This is a genomic window from Pantoea sp. Ft-CA_14 (assembly GCF_024520875.1).
Lineage (GTDB): Bacteria > Pseudomonadota > Gammaproteobacteria > Enterobacterales > Enterobacteriaceae > Pantoea > Pantoea agglomerans.
In genome coordinates this window covers 1-16,520 of record NZ_JALNPM010000001.1, presented here as the reverse complement: position 1 = coordinate 16,520, position 16,520 = coordinate 1, and the positions used below count along the sequence as shown (strand labels likewise).

Annotated in this window: 16 protein-coding genes and 1 pseudogene; 6 read left to right on the top strand and 11 right to left on the bottom strand. The window is 56.3% G+C overall.

The features are described 5' to 3' along the window. Positions 1-37: 37 nt before the first annotated feature. The 3 genes from NR195_RS00085 to NR195_RS00075 are packed head-to-tail and all read right to left on the bottom strand — an operon-like array spanning position 38 to position 1,268. The gene (locus NR195_RS00085; RefSeq protein ID WP_010247172.1) at positions 38-292 is read right to left on the bottom strand and encodes a XapX domain-containing protein; all 255 of its coding nucleotides are present in this window, start codon (positions 290-292) and stop codon (positions 38-40) included. A 2-nt stretch (positions 293-294) separates the two neighbouring features. Further along, positions 295-516, bottom strand: coding sequence for a XapX domain-containing protein (locus NR195_RS00080; protein ID WP_256843828.1), 222 nt, complete (start codon positions 514-516; stop codon positions 295-297). Between the two features lie 59 nt (positions 517-575). After that, positions 576-1,268, bottom strand: coding sequence for a hydrolase (locus NR195_RS00075; protein ID WP_010670331.1), 693 nt, complete (start codon positions 1,266-1,268; stop codon positions 576-578). A 287-nt stretch (positions 1,269-1,555) separates the two neighbouring features. Here NR195_RS00075 and NR195_RS00070 point away from each other — a divergent pair, with 287 nt between their 5' ends. The 4 genes from NR195_RS00070 to NR195_RS00055 are packed head-to-tail and all read left to right on the top strand — an operon-like array spanning position 1,556 to position 6,342. Next, positions 1,556-3,433 (top strand): amidohydrolase, encoded by a 1,878-nt coding sequence (locus tag NR195_RS00070; protein WP_022624300.1) that lies wholly within the window; start codon positions 1,556-1,558, stop codon positions 3,431-3,433. A 2-nt stretch (positions 3,434-3,435) separates the two neighbouring features. Next, positions 3,436-3,858: a DoxX family protein gene (locus tag NR195_RS00065; protein WP_033769030.1), complete on the top strand. Its 423-nt coding sequence runs from the start codon at positions 3,436-3,438 to the stop codon at positions 3,856-3,858. Further along, positions 3,845-5,473 carry an MFS transporter gene (locus NR195_RS00060; protein ID WP_256843827.1) on the top strand — a complete coding sequence of 543 codons (1,629 nt, stop codon included), beginning with the start codon at positions 3,845-3,847 and terminating at the stop codon, positions 5,471-5,473. Before NR195_RS00065 ends, NR195_RS00060 begins: the two co-directional genes overlap by 14 nt. Before the next feature lie 47 nt (positions 5,474-5,520). Further along, the gene (locus tag NR195_RS00055; RefSeq protein ID WP_010247190.1) at positions 5,521-6,342 is read left to right on the top strand and encodes an alpha/beta fold hydrolase; all 822 of its coding nucleotides are present in this window, start codon (positions 5,521-5,523) and stop codon (positions 6,340-6,342) included. A 41-nt stretch (positions 6,343-6,383) separates the two neighbouring features. On the opposite strand, the gene NR195_RS00050 is transcribed toward NR195_RS00055, so the two are convergent. The 5 genes from NR195_RS00050 to NR195_RS00030 form a co-directional block, all read right to left on the bottom strand. Beyond that, positions 6,384-7,109, bottom strand: a complete 726-nt coding sequence (locus NR195_RS00050) for a pirin family protein (protein WP_010670327.1) — start codon at positions 7,107-7,109, stop codon at positions 6,384-6,386. 164 nt (positions 7,110-7,273) lie between these two features. Continuing rightward, positions 7,274-8,254 (bottom strand): LacI family DNA-binding transcriptional regulator, encoded by a 981-nt coding sequence (locus NR195_RS00045; RefSeq protein ID WP_256843826.1) that lies wholly within the window; start codon positions 8,252-8,254, stop codon positions 7,274-7,276. A 54-nt stretch (positions 8,255-8,308) separates the two neighbouring features. Further along, the gene (locus NR195_RS00040) at positions 8,309-9,370 is read right to left on the bottom strand and encodes a sugar phosphate isomerase/epimerase (protein WP_256843825.1); all 1,062 of its coding nucleotides are present in this window, start codon (positions 9,368-9,370) and stop codon (positions 8,309-8,311) included. A gap of 26 nt (positions 9,371-9,396) precedes the next feature. Next, positions 9,397-10,626, bottom strand: coding sequence for an MFS transporter (locus NR195_RS00035; RefSeq protein WP_062759246.1), 1,230 nt, complete (start codon positions 10,624-10,626; stop codon positions 9,397-9,399). 144 nt (positions 10,627-10,770) lie between these two features. Next, positions 10,771-11,682, bottom strand: coding sequence for a DMT family transporter (locus NR195_RS00030; protein WP_010247205.1), 912 nt, complete (start codon positions 11,680-11,682; stop codon positions 10,771-10,773). 231 nt (positions 11,683-11,913) lie between these two features. Here NR195_RS00030 and NR195_RS00025 point away from each other — a divergent pair, with 231 nt between their 5' ends. Beyond that, positions 11,914-12,930 (top strand): lipoate--protein ligase A, encoded by a 1,017-nt coding sequence (locus tag NR195_RS00025; RefSeq protein WP_010247208.1) that lies wholly within the window; start codon positions 11,914-11,916, stop codon positions 12,928-12,930. A gap of 179 nt (positions 12,931-13,109) precedes the next feature. On the opposite strand, the gene cspA is transcribed toward NR195_RS00025, so the two are convergent. Together cspA and NR195_RS00015 are read right to left on the bottom strand one after the other, a co-directional pair. Further along, the gene (gene cspA, locus NR195_RS00020; protein WP_003855207.1) at positions 13,110-13,322 is read right to left on the bottom strand and encodes an RNA chaperone/antiterminator CspA; all 213 of its coding nucleotides are present in this window, start codon (positions 13,320-13,322) and stop codon (positions 13,110-13,112) included. A 424-nt stretch (positions 13,323-13,746) separates the two neighbouring features. Further along, positions 13,747-14,943, bottom strand: coding sequence for an MFS transporter (locus NR195_RS00015; protein WP_033760352.1), 1,197 nt, complete (start codon positions 14,941-14,943; stop codon positions 13,747-13,749). Positions 14,944-15,237: 294 nt separating this feature from the next. Here NR195_RS00015 and NR195_RS00010 point away from each other — a divergent pair, with 294 nt between their 5' ends. Next, entirely contained in the window at positions 15,238-15,987 is a 750-nt protein-coding gene (locus NR195_RS00010; protein WP_045140127.1) for an NAD(P)-dependent oxidoreductase, read from the top strand. Positions 15,988-16,128: 141 nt separating this feature from the next. On the opposite strand, the pseudogene NR195_RS00005 reads toward NR195_RS00010, so the two are convergent. Then, positions 16,129-16,368 (bottom strand): annotated as a pseudogene (locus tag NR195_RS00005) (hypothetical protein); the annotation flags it as partial. Between the last annotated feature and the right edge of the window lie 152 nt (positions 16,369-16,520).

The window sequence follows — 16,520 nt, the reverse complement described above, 5'->3', positions numbered from 1 at the left end:
ATCCTCTGAAACGCCTCATCGTACGGCACGCGAGGACTTAAGGGTGGTCATCGCCATCGGGTGGCGGTGTCCCACTGATTTTTGGCACACACTCATGGCGAAACCACTTCAGCGTCACCGGCTGCCGGCGGAACAGACGCGTACCCAGCGGAATCAACTGCTCGCCCACCAGCATGCCAAACAGCCCCACTAAAGCAATAACCGGCGGTGCCGGAGAGTTCACGTTGATCAGGGCATAGATTACCCCGGCAAGCAGCCCCACCGTGAGAGAAATAATGTAGGATTTCAACATGTTCAGCTTACCCGCGAAACAGGTGTAACAAACGGCGCATCGGATCGCTGCAGGGTGGTCGCATGCTCTGCGGGCAAGACTGCATGAACCAGCGCCCCACCCAGCAACATCCCCAGCAGCCCCACCAGCGCAATCGCGGGCGGAGCCGGTGAATGCACCTTTAGCAGGCCGTAAAGCAGGCCAATCAATACCCCTGCAGCCAGAGAAAGTAGTAAAGGATTCATAACCGGACTCCTGTTATGCCTGCTGACCGGCAGACGTAAGCCGATCAGCAGGACGCCCCTTAGCGGACCGGTGCGTGAACCGGTGCCAGAGTACGATGTTCACTTTTCTGACGTGACGGCGCTTTGTGTACCATGGTGTAGGCATAATCCACACCAATGCCATAGGCACCTGAATGCTCTTTGGCGATGTTCATCACCGCATCGTAAGTATCACGGTTGGCCCAGTCACGCTGCCACTCCAGCATCACCTGCTGCCAGGTGACCGGCACCACACCCGCCTGAATCATGCGCTGCATCGCGTAGTCGTGCGCTTCTTTGGTGGTGCCGCCTGACGCATCCGCCACCATATAGATCTCGTAATCCCCTTCCAGCATTGCGCACAGCGCAAAGCTGTTGTTACACACTTCCGTCCAGAGACCGGACACCACCACTTTTTTCTTGCCGTTCGCGGCCAGCGCATCACGCACTTTCTGGTCATCCCAGGAGTTCATTGAGCTGCGCTCCAGAATGTCCTGACCCGGAAACACATCCAGCAGTTCAGGATAGGTGTGGCCCGAGAAGCTTTCGGTTTCGACGGTGGTAATGATGGTGGGGATATTGAAGACTTTCGCCGCCTTCGCCAGCGCAACGGTGTTGTTTTTCAGCACCTGGCGGTCAATCGACTGCACGCCAAAGGCCATCTGCGGCTGCTGGTCGATGAAAATAATCTGGCTGTTATGTGGCGTGAGGACTTCAAGCTTAGCGTTGGACATGCGTTCACCCATAGAGGTTATGTAACGGAATTTTCGCCAATTGGCGCGGAGCAAAAGGACGGTCAGTGCAGGTTTAACGTCCTGCTGCTGGCTGTCTGGTCGCAGTGTAGGGCGACGGGCGAAGGCAAACTATTATCTCTGCGTATAACTATACGAAGGTATAGGTATCCCTCTGTATAACTAGACGACGCATTAACCCGCTCACCATAATCCGGCTTATTCGTGCCCTGTTATCTGCGGCACTTCCTGTCCCGCACTACGTCGGACAACCCCGTTGAGGAGGATCTATGGTTACGCTGGGTAAAGCAGAACTGATACTGACCCATGGCAAATTTCATACTGTTGACCGCAGCAATCCGGTGGCAGAAGCGGTTGCGATTCGTGATGGCAAATTCGTTGCGGTAGGCACACTGGCAGAGGCGATGGAGTATCACTGCGACGGCACCAAAGTGATCGATCTTAAAGGTCACACCGCCGTGCCGGGCCTGAACGATTCCCACCTGCACCTGATACGTGGTGGTCTGAACTACAACCTTGAGCTGCGCTGGGAAGGGGTTCCGTCGGTTGCCGATGCGCTGCGAATGCTGAAAGAGCAGGCGCTGCGCACGCCGTCACCGCAGTGGGTGCGTGTGGTAGGCGGCTGGACCGAGTTCCAGTTTGCCGAGCGCCGGATGCCGACGCTGGATGAGATCAACGAGGCGGCCCCCGACACGCCGGTCTTCGTGCTGCATCTTTATGACCGCGCCCTGCTCAACCGCGCAGCGCTGAAAGTCGTCGGCTACACCAAAGAGACACCGAACCCGCCGGGTGGCGAAATCCAGCGCGACAGCAACGGCAATCCCACCGGCCTGCTGATCGCTCGTCCCAATGCGATGATCCTCTACGCAACCCTGGCCAAAGGACCGAAACTGCCGCTGGAACAGCAGATCAACTCGACCCGTCAGTTTATGCGCGAGCTGAATCGACTGGGTCTGACCAGCGCCATTGATGCGGGCGGCGGCTTCCAGAACTATCCCGAAGATTACGAAGTGATCGCTGAACTGCATCAGAAAAAGCAGATGACGCTGCGTATCGCCTACAACCTCTTCACTCAGCGTCCGGGGCATGAACTGGAAGATTTTGAGAAGTGGACGGATATGCTGACGCCAGGTCAGGGCAGCGACTATTTCCGTCACAACGGCGCAGGCGAAATGCTGGTGTTCTCGGCCGCCGATTTCGAAGATTTCCTGGAGCCACGTCCGGACTTAGCGCCTGGCATGGAGGATGAACTGGAGCGCGTGGTGCGTCATCTGGTGGAACATCGCTGGCCTTTCCGTCTGCATGCAACCTATGACGAGTCGATCAGCCGGATGCTGGATGTCTTTGAGAAGGTCAACCGCGATATCCCGTTTAATGGTCTGCACTGGTTCTTTGACCACGCGGAAACCGTTACTCAGCGCAATATCGATCGTATCAAAGAGCTGGGCGGTGGCATTGCGGTGCAGCATCGCATGGCATTCCAGGGCGAATACTTTGCCGAACGCTACGGCATTGAAGCCACCCGCCATACACCACCGGTTCAGAAAATGCTGGAAACCGGCGTCCCGGTCGGACTCGGCACCGATGCAACCCGCGTCGCCAGTTATAACCCCTGGACCGCGCTCTACTGGCTGGTTTCCGGACGCACCGTGGGCGGCATGCAGATGTATGACGTCAATGCCCGCCTTGACCGCGAAACGGCGCTGATGCTCTGGACGCAGGGCAGCGCCTGGTTCTCCAGCGAACAAAATAAAAAAGGTCGGATTCAGGTAGGTCTTCTGGCGGATCTGGCCGTGCTGAGCAAAGATTTCTTCAGCGTGCCGGAAGAGGAAATTAAAGGCATTGAGTCAGTGCTGACGGTGGTGGATGGCAATATTGTCTATGCCGCCGGATCGTTCAGCGCGGATGCGCCGCCCGCCATTCCGGTTCTGCCTGAGTGGTCGCCGGTGGTGAATGTGCCAGGTCACTATCGCAGCGCTCCGCCGGTTGCGCAGAGCCGTGCGGGTATGATGCCCGCCGTGCACCACTGTAGCGGCCCCTGCGGTGTTCATCGCCACTCGCATGAGATCGCCCGTGGTTCCAGCGTTCCGGTTGCCGAAGATAACGCCTTCTGGGGCGCGCTCGGCTGCAGCTGCTTCGCGTTTTAATCATGAATAACGCTATCACTCAATCGCCCCGCATCAACGCGGGGCTGTTCTTCCTGCGCCTGACCGGCAGCCTGCTGCTGTTACAGGTGCATGGACTGCCGAAAATTCTGCATTTCAGCGAAGAACTGACGCGTATAGAAGACCCGTTTGGTCTGGGACCGATGATGAGCCTGCTGCCAGCGATAGTGGCAGAAGTCATCTGCCCGATCTTTATTATTCTCGGCTGGGGTACCCGGATTGCCTGCCTGCCGATCATCGCGGTGCTGCTGGTCGCGATGCTGGTGGTACACCCTGGCTGGTCACTGGCGGAAGGCCAGTTCGGCTGGCTGCTGCTGATTATCTTTACCACGCTGGCACTGACCGGGCCTGGCGGCTGGCGAATCGGCGCGGTGAAACATCAGGGGGTTCGTCATGGCGCAGGTTAATGATATCCACCAGCTGGAGCAGGAGCAGCCTGAGGTCCAGGCCGCTGGCGAGATTTCGCCGTTACAGCCGCTACGCAGGCCGGTGTTCCGCATGCTGTGGATCGCCACCGTCGTCTCCAATATCGGTTCATGGATGAACGATGTGGGTGTGAACTGGAGCATGCTGACGCTGAGTGCCGATCCGCTGGCCGTGGCGCTGGTGCAGGCGGCCAGCAGTTTGCCGATGTTCCTGTTCGCGCTGCCCTCAGGCGTGATGGCGGATATCGTTGACCGCCGCAAATATCTGCTGTTTTCCCAGCTATGGACCTTTATCGCCGCCTGTGGACTGACGGTGCTCGCCTGGACCGGCCATGTCACTCCCGAGGTGCTGCTGGTGGCAGCCTTCTTGCTGAGCGCCGGTGCCGCCATGAGTTCACCGCCCTTTCAGGCGGTAGTGCCGGATCTGGTGTCGAAACCAGAGCTGGGTGCGGCCATTGCCCTTAACTCACTCGGTATTAATATCAGTCGTGCCATCGGCCCGGCGCTGGGTGGCCTGATCCTCTCGTTCACTGGTCCCTGGATGGTCTTCCTGCTGAATGCGCTCTCAGTGCTGGGCGTCACCTGGGTGCTCTGGCGCTGGAAGGCGGAGCCAAGCGTGCAGCGCCTCCCGCCCGAGCACTTCTTTCCGGCGGTGCGTGCCGGACTCCGCTACGTTCACGCGGCACCGGTGTTACGTAATGTGCTGGTGCGAACCTTTGCCTTCTTCCTGTTTGGCAGCGCGGGCTGGGCATTGCTGCCGCTGGTGGCGCGTCGTGAACTCGGCCTTGGCCCTGGCGGCTACGGCATCATGCTGGCCTGTATCGGTGTCGGCGCGATTACCGGCGCGGTGCTGCTGCCACGCCTGCGTCGTCGCCTGAGTTCCGATCGCCTGATGGTACTCGCCAGTCTTGTTTTCGCCCTGACCATGCTGGCTCTGGCTTTTGTACGTCACTTCTGGCTACTGAATGCGTTTGAATTTTTTACCGGATTTGCCTGGATTGCCGTGCTCTCGACGCTGAATCTCGGCGCACAGCGCAGCGCCGCGAAATGGGTGAAAGCCCGCGCGCTGGCGGTCTATCTGACGGTGTTCTTCGGCTCCATGACCGCTGGCAGCGCACTCTGGGGACAGCTCGCCTCGCACTTCAGCATTCCGCTGTCGCTCTGCATCGCCGCACTGGGCATGGTGCTGGCCAGCAGCACCGTCTGGCGCTGGCGTCTCGACCAGGATCCCGACCTCAATCTCGATATGATTGGTGATGGCGTTAACGCGCCCGCACTGGATATTCGTCACGAACGCGGCCCGGTGATGGTGAATTACGAATACCGGATTACTATTGATGATACACATGCCTTTACCGTCTGCATGCAGGATATGCGGCGGGTCAGGCGTCGCGGTGGCGCCATCAACTGGTCACTGTATGAAGATATTCTGCAGCCTGGCATTTTCGTTGAGACGTTTGTCGTCGGCTCCTGGGTCGAGCATCTGCGTCAGAAAGAGCGCTACACCATCAACGACAAAAAGATAGAGCGACGGGTTTTCGCTTTTCATCAGGGTGAACATTCACCCGAGGTTCGCTATCTGGTGGCGCCAGCGTGACTGGCACACCATCTTTTCATCCATCACGTCATACAGAGGGCAATACCATGAGCACCTTTAAAACGACCGACGGCACACAGATCTACTTTAAAGACTGGGGCACCGGTAAGCCGGTTCTGTTCAGCCACGGCTGGCCGCTGGATGCCGATATGTGGGACAGCCAGATGAACTTCCTGGCGGAGCACGGTTATCGGGTTATCGCCTTTGACCGTCGTGGATTTGGTCGTTCTGATCAGCCCTGGACCGGTAATAACTACGATACCTTTGCTTCTGACATCAACGATTTAATCACCCATCTCGACCTGCAGAATGTGACGCTGGTGGGTTTCTCAATGGGTGGCGGCGACGTCACACGCTATATCGGCAGCTATGGCAGCGATCGCGTCGCGGCACTGGTGCTGCTGGGTGCCGTCACGCCAATCTTTGGCAAAACGGCAGACTACCCGCAGGGTGTCGATATGTCGGTGTTTGAAGGGATTCGTGATGGCCTGCTTAAGGATCGCGCGCAGTTTATCAAAGAATTCGCTACGCCGTTTTATGGTACCAATGCCGGACAGACCGTTTCTGATGGCGTCATGACGCAGACGCTGAACATCGCGCTGCTCGCTTCGCTGAAGAGCACTGTTGATTGCGTCACCGCTTTTGCTGAGACCGATTTCCGTGCTGACGTAGCGAAAGTGAATGTGCCGACGCTGGTGATTCATGGCAGCAACGACCAGATCGTTCCGTTTGAATCCACCGGCAAAGTGGCGGCGGAGATGATTGAGGGTGCTGAACTCAAGGTTTATGACAATGCGCCGCACGGTTTTGCGGTGACGCATCAGGATCAACTGAATCAGGATCTGCTGGCGTTTCTTAACGCACAGTGATGCAAAAAAAACTGCGCGGTGGAAGCCGCGCAGTTTTCGCCTTAACGGGTTGGATGATTCACTTCGTTGGGACGCAGATCGAATAACAACACCTCCGCTCCTTCACCGTGACTGAACGACAGGGTTTTCTCATTGCGAACCCGCGCACCGTCTCCGGCACTAAATTGCAGGCCATTTACCCTGACACTGCCGCGCGCCACATGAATATACGCATAGCGGTCGTCCGGCAGTGTGATTGTCTGCTGCTCATCCCCCTGGAACAGTCCCGCATAGATGCGAATATCCTGGCGCACCCGCAATGCCCCGTTTTCACCTTCCGGCGAAATAATCAGTCGCAGATTACCGCGTTTATCCGCTTCGCTAACGGAGACCTGCTGGTAGCCTGGCGGGCTATTTTTCTCTGCCGGCACCACCCAGATTTGCAGAAAGTGAACACCCTCGGTGCCCGAGTGGTTGAACTCACTGTGAGTCACACCGCTACCGGCACTCATCAACTGCACATCCCCGGGAACAATCACAGAGCCGGTGCCCATAGAATCTTTATGCTCCAGCGCGCCCTCCAGGACATAGGAGATAATCTCCATGTTGCTGTGAGGATGGGCGCCAAAACCGCGACCTTTGGCTACCCGATCATCGTTGATCACCAGCAGATCTGAGAAGCCCGCCTGCTTTGGATCCCAGTAATTTGCAAAAGAGAAGGTGTGACGTGAATTCAGCCAGCCGTGATCGCCCACGCCGCGTTGCTCTGACAATCTTTGCTCAATCATATTCTGCCCCTTCGTTGATTCGGGAAGTGCGAATGCCCTTCGATGGAAACAGCATATAAGTAAACCAGGTAGTCACACAATGGCGTGAATTAGCAATGACTGTCGCGTTTTAGTAGACAATAAGGACGAGTTTATAGCGGGGCCAGGTTTTGCGGATTAATCCTTCAGCTACTGGCTCGCACCACCAGCTCTCCCTGCATGATCACACATTGTGGCGGAGAGTCTGGCCGGATGATTTTTTGCAGCACCAGCTCACAGGCACGACGGCCAATCTCCCTGGAGGGCTGAGCCAGAGTCGTCAGCGGCGGCGATACCATGTCGGCCAGTTCACTGCCGTCAAAACCCACCACGGCAATCTCCTGAGGTATCCGCAGACCCGCCTGCTGTATCGCCGCCATGGCACCCGCTGCCAGCGTATCTGAAACCGCAAACACGGCGTCAGGTCGTGTCTCGCCCGCCAGCAGCTGATTCATCGCGGCTTTTCCGGCGCTGAAGCTTAACTCACTGGCGTAAGCGATGGCCTGCCATGCGAGTTGTTGCTCTTTGAGTTGATATGCGTAGCCCTGCTGACGCAGGCGGGCATATCGGTAGCGGAGGTCGTGATTGATCAGCGCAATGCGCTGACGTCCCTGTCCGGCCAGATAGTGCACCACTGACTGCGCAGCGACGTCATCATCAATCCCGACGCAGGAGATCTGGCCATTATCATCATGTTCGGCGCACTGAACCCAGGGTGCCTTGCCTATCAGCTGGCTCAGCTCCGGCAGCTTGCTGAAAGCATCCATGGTGATAATGCCATCCACCATCTTGCCGGAGAGCAGTTGCAGGCTGGATCGCGAACGGGCAATATCCGCGCCCGAGTTACACAACAGGATGCGATAGCCATTTTTCTCCGCCTGCTCCTCAATGCCTTTGACCACCTCTGCGCAGAATGGGTTAGAGATATCGGAAACCAGTACCAGAATCATCGAGCTGCGCGCCGTACGCAGATGGCGCGCCAGCAGGTTAGGCTGATAGTTGCTCTCTTCGATTGCCTCAAGGACTTTCTGCCGGTTAGCCGGTTTTACGCTGTCGCTGTTATTCAACACACGGGAAACGGTGGCAACCGACACACCCGCCATCCGGGCGATTTTCTGAATAGACATAGCGATCCCTCTGTTTTTAACTCACCCGCAGAAAACTTTTGAATCCATGCCGCCTCAGACGTCGCGATCCAGACCCAGCTGATGGCGCACCGCAGGGGCGTTCTCTGATAAAGCAAAATCATCAAAAGCGCGGTCAGCCACCGGGATGATATGCCGGCGGATGAATTCTGCCCCTTCACGCGCCCCGGTCTCGCCATCCTTCAGACAGCACTCCCACTCCAGCACCGCCCAGCCGTCATAGTCGTACTGGGCCAGTTTGCTGAAAATGCGGCTGAAGTCGATCTGGCCATCGCCCGGCGAGCGAAAGCGTCCGGCGCGCGCCAGCCACGGCTGATATCCGCCATATACTCCGCTGCGTCCATTTAACTGGTACTCCGCATCCTTAACGTGAAAAGCTTTGATACGCGGATGATAGAGGTCGATGAACTGCAGATAGTCGATGTGTTGCAGAAGAAGATGGCTGGGATCGAACAGGATATTGCAGCGCGGGTGGTGATTCACCTCTGACAAAAAGCGCTCAAACGTGACACCGTCATGCAGGTCTTCGCCGGGATGTATCTCATAGCAGAGGTCCACACCGTGATGGTCAAAACTATCCAGCACCGGCAGCCAGCGGCGCGCCAGCTCAGCAAACGCCTCATCAAACAGGGCTTCGTGGTGTGGCGGCCAGGGATAGAACCAGGGCCAGGCGAGCGAGCCGGAAAAGGTGGCATGTGCGCGCAGGCCGAGTTTTTCAGAAGCAGCAGCCGCACGCTTTAGCGTAGCGATGGCCCAGTCGGTGCGCCGGGCGGGATCGCCTCGCAGCGCGGCAGGCGCAAAATTATCAAAAGCGAGATCGTATGCGGGGTTCACGGCAACCAGCTGCCCTTCCAGATGCGTTGAAAGCTCACTGATCTCCAGCCCGAAACTGGCCAGTGTTCCCCGCACCTCGTCGCAGTAAGTCTGGCTGACCGCTGCCTGCTCAAGGTCGAAAATAGCGGGCTGGTGGCAGGGGATCTGCAGTGCCCGGTATCCCAGCCCGGCGGCCCACTCCGCCAGCCCCGCCAGTGAGTTAAAAGGCGGCTGGGTGGCAATGAACTGAGACAGGAAGATGCCGGGTCCCTTAACTGTTTTCATCTGTGACTCCTGAGTTCAGTTACCGCTTAATCACGGTATTTGAATGAGAAGAAGAAAATAATCGCAATCACCGCAGCAGCCACGGCAGGGATCCACCAGAATATCGCCCAGCTCTCTGGGCTGGCGTTACCCGCCACCAGCTGATTGTAGAGCGCACCGGAGATTTGCGATCCCAGCAGCATGCCGATGCCGTAGGTGAACATCACCACCATGCTCTGCGCCTGCCCCTTGACCTTTTCACCGGCGATCCGATCGGTGTAGATGAATCCCACCACAAAGAAGAAGTCATAGCAGACGCCATGCAGCAGAATGCCAAGGTAAATCAGCGTGCGCGTCTCATCACTCATGCCCAGCGCAAACAGTGCATAGCGGACAAACCACGCTGTCATGCCAATCAGCAGCATGACTTTCACGCCAAGACGGCGGAACAGCAGTGGAATGATCAGCATGAAAACAATTTCAGACATCTGACCCAGTGACATCAGGGTGCTGACTTCCCGAATGCCGGCATCCGCCAGCCAGGAGGCGGTAAAGGCGTAGTAGGTGCCGAGCGGAATAGAGATCAGGGTGGCACATACAGCAAAGACCAGGAAATGACGCAATCGCAGCAGTGCGAAGGCATCGGCGCAGAAGAGATCGCGGACTTTTAACGGCAATCCTTTGGCTGGTGCGGGAGTATGTGGCAGCGTCAGGCTGTAGATCGCCAGCAGTACCGAACAGAGCGCCGCCAGCTGGAACACTGCCACGCTGTCAGCAATGCCCGTTACACCGATAAAGATCCCCGCCACGATCCAGCCGATGGTGCCGAAGACTCTGACGATGGGAAAGCTTTTCTCGCTGCTGGCGAGGCTGTGAAAGGCGATGTTATTTGAAAGCGCCAGCGTCGGCATAAAGCAGAGCGTATAGCCAAACAACAGTGCGATCAGCTGCGCCCCATTCTCCGCGATTAGCGCCTGGGGCACGAACCAGAGAATCGCTGCGCCCGCCAGGTTCATCACCGCCATTACTTTCTGTGAGGGAAAAAAGCGATCCACCAGCATGCCGAGCACAAACGGCGAGAGAATTGAGGCGATGGGCCCGGCCGAAAACGCATCCCCAATCAGCAACGGCATGTTGTGACGAGTCATTACCAGCCCCAGCGTCACCGACCAGCTGCCCCAGATAAAGAACTGCATAAACATCATCAGAGAGAGGCGCGGCACCAGCAGCTTATGCTGCACCTGCTGGCCTGCTCTCTCCTGCACTGTTGCAATCATGGGAACCTCACGAAAAAGTAATCGATTACATTCTGATTGCTCACAACGTAAACGAATGCAGCCGACTGTTCCTTCGCCGCGATCACAAATTATTAACTCTGCGTTATCACTCGGTAAATAACAAGGCGATGCCGGGCGGGCCGATCAGCGACTGGCATTAACTATCCGCGCTTTACGGAAGCGGTAACGCTCATACAGCACCGAGTAAAGGCCGCCTGCCACCACCAGAATCGCACCCATCACCGTGGTGGAGGTTGGCAGATTGCCGAGCAGCAGATAACCCACCGCCACTGACCAGATTAACGTGGTGTAGTCGAACGGGGCCAGCAAGGACGCTTCAGCATAGCGCAGGCTCAGAGTCATCAGAATCTGAGTAATACCGCCCAGCAGCCCACATCCCACCAGTAACGCCAGCTGATTGCCATGCGGCACTTTCCAGCCGCCTGGCAGCGTGACCAGCGACGTTAAGGCCGTGGTGATAGCGAACCAGAAAGCGATGGCGCCCGGCTTCTCTTTGCCGTTAAGAAAGCGGATCTGCACCAGCGCACAGGCGGTACAGAAGGCTGCCATCAACGCCAGCAGAATACCCGCCGATGCAGAAAGGGAAAATGTTGCCTGGCGCGTCAGTGTGAGATGCCCGGAGAACATCACCAGAATACCACTGAAACCGGTAAAGACCGCGACCCAGCGATGGTGACGCACTTTTTCGCGCAGAAATAGCGCCGCCAGCAGCACGGTAAACAGCGGCGCGGCATAGTTGATAGCCGTGGCGTCGGTCAGAGAAATGTAGAGCAGCGACAGATAACTGAAATAGAGTCCACCGGTTCCGGCCAGCCCGCGCACAAAATGCCCCCGGATATTGCGGGTCCGAATGCCGTCCAGCACGCTGCCCTGCAAGCGCAGCCAGATTAACAGCGGCACCAGTGCCAGTAGCGAGCGAAAAAATATTACTTCGCCGACCGGTATCGCCCCATCGAGTTCTTTTACGCAGGCCAGCATCAGCGTGCTACTTAATGCAGCGGTGATCTTCATCGCTATGCCAGCGGAAGCGTTCATACGGTTTTTGTTCTCTCAAAGGGAAAATAAGCAGGGGAATCAGCACACTCCTTATCCATATTGTCATAATGTCGTACACCAATCTGCCGCGATTACTCTGCAGACGGCATTTTATCTTTTTTTGCCGCAGCATCACGGCATGAAGAGGCATGTAGTCCCGTTTCCCGGCTGGTACACTCTGCCTTCTGCCCTGCTTTATGGGCCTCTTCTCTTAAGGAACGGGAGTCACCGATGTCCACGCTGCGTTTACTGTTATCTGAATCCAACGATCCCTGGTTTAACCTGGCGGTAGAAGAGTGTATTTTCCGCCAGATGCCGGCCACCCAGCGGGTGCTGTTTTTGTGGCGTAATGCGGAAACGGTGGTGATCGGGCGGGCACAGAATCCGTGGAAAGAGTGCAATACCCGACGCATGGCGGAAGATGGCATCCGGCTGGCACGTCGCAGCAGCGGCGGTGGCGCGGTGTTTCACGATCTCGGCAATTGCTGTTTTACCTTTATGGCCGGCAAGCCGGAGTATGATAAAAGCGTCTCGACTGAGATCATCCTGCGCGCACTGACTTCGCTTGGCGTACCCGCGGAGGCCTCTGGCCGTAATGACTTAGTGGTGAACACCGCTGACGGGCTGCGCAAAATATCCGGTTCAGCCTACCGTGAAACGCCGGATCGCGGTTTCCATCACGGCACTATTCTGATGGATGCCGACCTCTCCCGCCTGGCGGATTACCTTAATCCGGATGTGAAGAAATTGCAGGCGAAGGGGATTACCTCAGTGCGCGCCAGAGTGACCAATCTGGCGGAGTTAACGCCGGGTATCAGCTATCAGGCGATCTGCTCCGCGGTGACGGACGCATTTTTCAACTATTACGGTGAGCGCTGTGAGCCAGAGAGGATCTCTCCCGACGCCCTGCCCGATCTGCCGGGTTTCAGAGAGCAGTTCGCAAAGCAGAGTAGCTGGGAGTGGAATTTCGGTCAGGCACCCGATTTCTCGCATCTGCTGGACCAGCGTTTTGTCTGGGGTGGTGTGGAGATTCATTTCGATGTAGAACGCGGCGTGATCAGCCGCTGTCAGATTTTCAGCGACAGCCTCAACCCTGCGCCGCTGGAAGCGCTGGCGCAGCGGTTGCAGGGTGTGACCTATCGGCCCGATGCCCTTGAACCGGTGCTGAATCAGCTTATTGCGGATTTTCCGGAGCAACGCGCGGAGCTGACAGAATTGCAGCAGTGGCTGGTCGCCAGCGTGCGCTGAACATTTTTTTACTGGCCCGCGCGGATATCTGGCGCGGGCAAAAAACATCGCGTAAGCATCTGGCAAACCATAAACGCAAAAAACCCGCACAAGGCGGGTTTTAATTAATTATCAATATCAGGCTTATCTGCTCAGGCTATTGCCATCACGCGTTGATAAGCACCATTGATAATTAAGGCTTACATAGGGACAACGTTTGCCGCTGAAGGACCTTTAGCGCCGTTTTCAATAGTGAATTCGACCTGCTGACCTTCGTCCAGAGTTTTATAATCGTTGCTCTGAATTGCAGAGAAATGTACGAATACATCTTTGCTGCCATCCTGAGGAGAGATAAAACCGAAACCTTTACCAGCGTCAAACCATTTTACTAAACCAGTCATTTTATTAGACATCGATAATTCCTTAATTTATGAGCCACAAAGTGGCGAAGATGGCCTGTCTTTCAGAAGGTAACTTACCAGGCTTTTAGGAGGAGACTCATGAATAAGGGTATCTTGTGATATCGCTTGCACTGAGGACTGCTTTACTAAAACTGCTTTGATAAGGTCTGTGTTCCAAACCGATGACGCTATTAAGCCACGCCTCGCCGACATTAGCAAACATTATTTTAATTTACTTTTAACATCCAGACGTCCGGAGCGCCCTTGTTGATTTTCCGAGCATTTTGAAATATCAGGGCTGACAGAATGATAATTTTCGCTGAACGGTCAGAGAGTAAATAATAATGCGGTTAATTATTGCTGAAAAATAATACGGCGGCCCTGTACTAATAAAGCGCAGCGATAAACAGTATCGCTGCGCCCTGCTTTATAGAACTCAGGCCAGTTGAGTCTGCTGACGGGCAGCATGTCGCGCCGTGAGCACAAACACCATCAGACCGGCCACGCCCAGCGCAACACCCACCCACGCTGTTGAGATCCAGCCATAGCCAAGCGACACCGTCAGGCCCCCAAGATAAGCGCCCATCGCATTGGCAATGTTCAGCGCCGAGTGATTCATCGCAGCCGCCAGGGTTTGCGACTCATTGGCGACATCCATCAGGCGAATCTGCAATGACGGCAGCAACACTGAGCAGGTGCCGATCAGGAATGTGGCCAGCAGGCCGGTTGCCACATGCTGAACCAGCACCGGGAAGGCCAGCATCACCAGCACGTTCCATAACAGCGTCCAGCCAATAATATTCAGCACCGGGCCATCAGCCAGACGGCCACCCACCAGATTACCGATAATCATTCCCAGCCCAAACGCCACCATCGCCCAGGGGATCAGCGAGGGAGAGATGCCAGCAATGTTAATCAGCGTCGGCGCGATATAACTGAAGATAGCGAACATCCCGCCAAATCCTACCGCCCCTACCAACAGGGTCAGCAGCACCTGCGCGTTTTTCAGCGCGCCCAGTTCCCGCAGCGGATGCGCATCCACATCGCCAGGCGTGTAAGGAACATAGCGGCCAATCAGCAGGCAGGTCAGCAGTCCAATTGCGCCCACAAAGGTGAACACCACGTGCCAGCTAAATAATTGACCTATCCAGGAGCCCAGCGGCACACCAATCAGGGTCGCTACCGTCAGTCCCAGCATCAGTGACGCCAGCGCGCGGCCACGACGTTCAATCGGCACCAGCGAGGCGGCTACCAGCGATGCCACACCAAAGTAGGCGCCGTGAGGCAGCCCGGTCAGAAAACGCGCCACGAGCAGGCCGTGATAGCTGTCGGCCATCGCGCTGGCAACATTACCGATGCTGAACAGCGCCATCAGGATCAGCAGCAGCGATTTACGTGCCATTCGCGCCGCCAGCACCGCAATAAACGGCGCACCGACCACCACGCCCAGTGCGTAACTGGCGATGGCGTTGCCCGCCTGCGGCTCGGTAATCGCAAGGGAGCGTGAAACATCTGGCAGCAGGCCCATCATGATGAACTCACCGGTACCGATGCCAAAGCCGCCCAGCGCGAGGGCCAGTAATGCCCAGCGGACAAAACCGGCATCGTCGGTTTTATGATTTTTTCTTAACAAAATTGATTCCCAATGGCCAGAACTGAAAAAACTGAAGTGAGGCGGAGAGAGAAAGCAGAGCGTGTTCCCGTCCGGTTTAAGCGGGCAGACTATAAAAAGTCAGGCTGCGCATAGCAACCCATTTATGTGATCTGGCGCACAGTCAAGGCTGCGGTAACATGGGTCTTTATCCGTGCAACTCTGGCGCATAGCGACCTGTTTAAGATCACAATCCGGAAAGCTACGCAGGCCTGAGTCGTGAATCTCTGTTTAACTGACCTCTCAGCGCTTCTTTTGCATAACAGGAATCAGCAGATGACGACCAGAGTTATCCTTCTTACCGGTGCCAGCGGGCGCATCGGGCGCACTTTCTTTGCGGCCAGCCAGAACAACTACCGTTTTATCCTGACCGATTTACGTGAGCCGGATTACATGATACCCGCACCCCATCGGTTTATTGTGGCGGATCTGTCACAACCTGGTGCGGCGGAGAAATTACTGGCTGAAGAGCCTGTCGATACCGTCATCCACCTCGCCGGTATCCCGGATGCGCAGGCCAGTTTCGACGATCTGCTGCCCGCCAATATTCTCTCTACGACCTGGATACTCAAGGCAGCAGCTGAGCACCGCTGTCGTCGTCTGGTCTTTGCCAGCAGTGCGCAGACCATTGAGGGCTACCCGGCGGATGTCCAGATACATCCCGGCATGGCTGTCTCTCCCGCGAATCTGTATGGCGTTACCAAATGTTATGGTGAAGCACTTTGCGCCTTCTATGCCAGCCAGCACGGCTTGAGCTGTGTGGCATTAAGAATCGGGGCGTTTGAACCTGCACTGGATAACAGCCTGCATAATGCACGGGATTACAGCGCATGGCTGAGTCCGGAAGATGCCGTCAGATTGCTGACTGGCGCTGTCGAGGCAGAGAAGATCACCTTCTTTATTGGCTACGGCATTTCCGATAACCGCTTTAAGCGCTTTGATCTGACACAGACGCGAGAAGTGCTGGGCTATACGCCATCTGATAACGCATTCAGAGCATTTGCGCCAGGTGAGCTGGATTATTAGCCCCTCCCCTGAGCCGTGATCGCTTTCGGTCCCGAGTCGGCTCGTTATTCTTCACCTCCGTTGCCGCCGGTCCCTCCGGCGGCTGCTTCAGCCCTCAACTGAGACAACGCCCAAAAGAAGGCAGCGCCTGAATCGGCCAAATCAGTGTGTGCCGGTATTCACCCGGCGACCTATGTCTTTCAGCTGGGAATATTTTTCCAGCAGTTGTGGGCCATCATCCAGGCTCATGGCAAACATCCACATATAGGTCATCACCGAATAGATGTGACCCGCATTGGTCCCGCCACGGTTCGACATTACCGCAATGGTGACAGCAAATAGCAGCGCTGCCACGCTACCGATGGCCAGATAACCCCAAGCTTCCCGATCGGAGAGACGGAGCACACCGCTCCGGCGCATATTATCCGGCAGATTTCATCTGTCGGTGTCACCATCTGCCGTAGGGATAGGTTTTCTCTTTGATAAAATCCTTTATGTCCTGATCATAACCATCCGGAATGCTGTAGTTAAAGTCAATGCGCGAAGGCACGTCT

Coding starts and splice junctions, on each gene's coding strand:
- NR195_RS00080 (WP_256843828.1), bottom strand. CDS start 516: ATGAATCCTTTACTACTTTCTCTGGCTGCAGGGGTATTGATTGGCCTG.
- NR195_RS00035 (WP_062759246.1), bottom strand. CDS start 10,626: ATGATTGCAACAGTGCAGGAGAGAGCAGGCCAGCAGGTGCAGCATAAG.
- cspA (WP_003855207.1), bottom strand. CDS start 13,322: ATGTCTAATAAAATGACTGGTTTAGTAAAATGGTTTGACGCTGGTAAA.
- NR195_RS00065 (WP_033769030.1), top strand. CDS start 3,436: ATGAATAACGCTATCACTCAATCGCCCCGCATCAACGCGGGGCTGTTC.
- NR195_RS00040 (WP_256843825.1), bottom strand. CDS start 9,370: ATGAAAACAGTTAAGGGACCCGGCATCTTCCTGTCTCAGTTCATTGCC.
- NR195_RS00070 (WP_022624300.1), top strand. CDS start 1,556: ATGGTTACGCTGGGTAAAGCAGAACTGATACTGACCCATGGCAAATTT.
- NR195_RS00045 (WP_256843826.1), bottom strand. CDS start 8,254: ATGTCTATTCAGAAAATCGCCCGGATGGCGGGTGTGTCGGTTGCCACC.
- NR195_RS00050 (WP_010670327.1), bottom strand. CDS start 7,109: ATGATTGAGCAAAGATTGTCAGAGCAACGCGGCGTGGGCGATCACGGC.
- NR195_RS00030 (WP_010247205.1), bottom strand. CDS start 11,682: ATGAACGCTTCCGCTGGCATAGCGATGAAGATCACCGCTGCATTAAGT.
- NR195_RS00025 (WP_010247208.1), top strand. CDS start 11,914: ATGTCCACGCTGCGTTTACTGTTATCTGAATCCAACGATCCCTGGTTT.
- NR195_RS00085 (WP_010247172.1), bottom strand. CDS start 292: ATGTTGAAATCCTACATTATTTCTCTCACGGTGGGGCTGCTTGCCGGG.
- NR195_RS00010 (WP_045140127.1), top strand. CDS start 15,238: ATGACGACCAGAGTTATCCTTCTTACCGGTGCCAGCGGGCGCATCGGG.
- NR195_RS00055 (WP_010247190.1), top strand. CDS start 5,521: ATGAGCACCTTTAAAACGACCGACGGCACACAGATCTACTTTAAAGAC.
- NR195_RS00075 (WP_010670331.1), bottom strand. CDS start 1,268: ATGTCCAACGCTAAGCTTGAAGTCCTCACGCCACATAACAGCCAGATT.
- NR195_RS00060 (WP_256843827.1), top strand. CDS start 3,845: ATGGCGCAGGTTAATGATATCCACCAGCTGGAGCAGGAGCAGCCTGAG.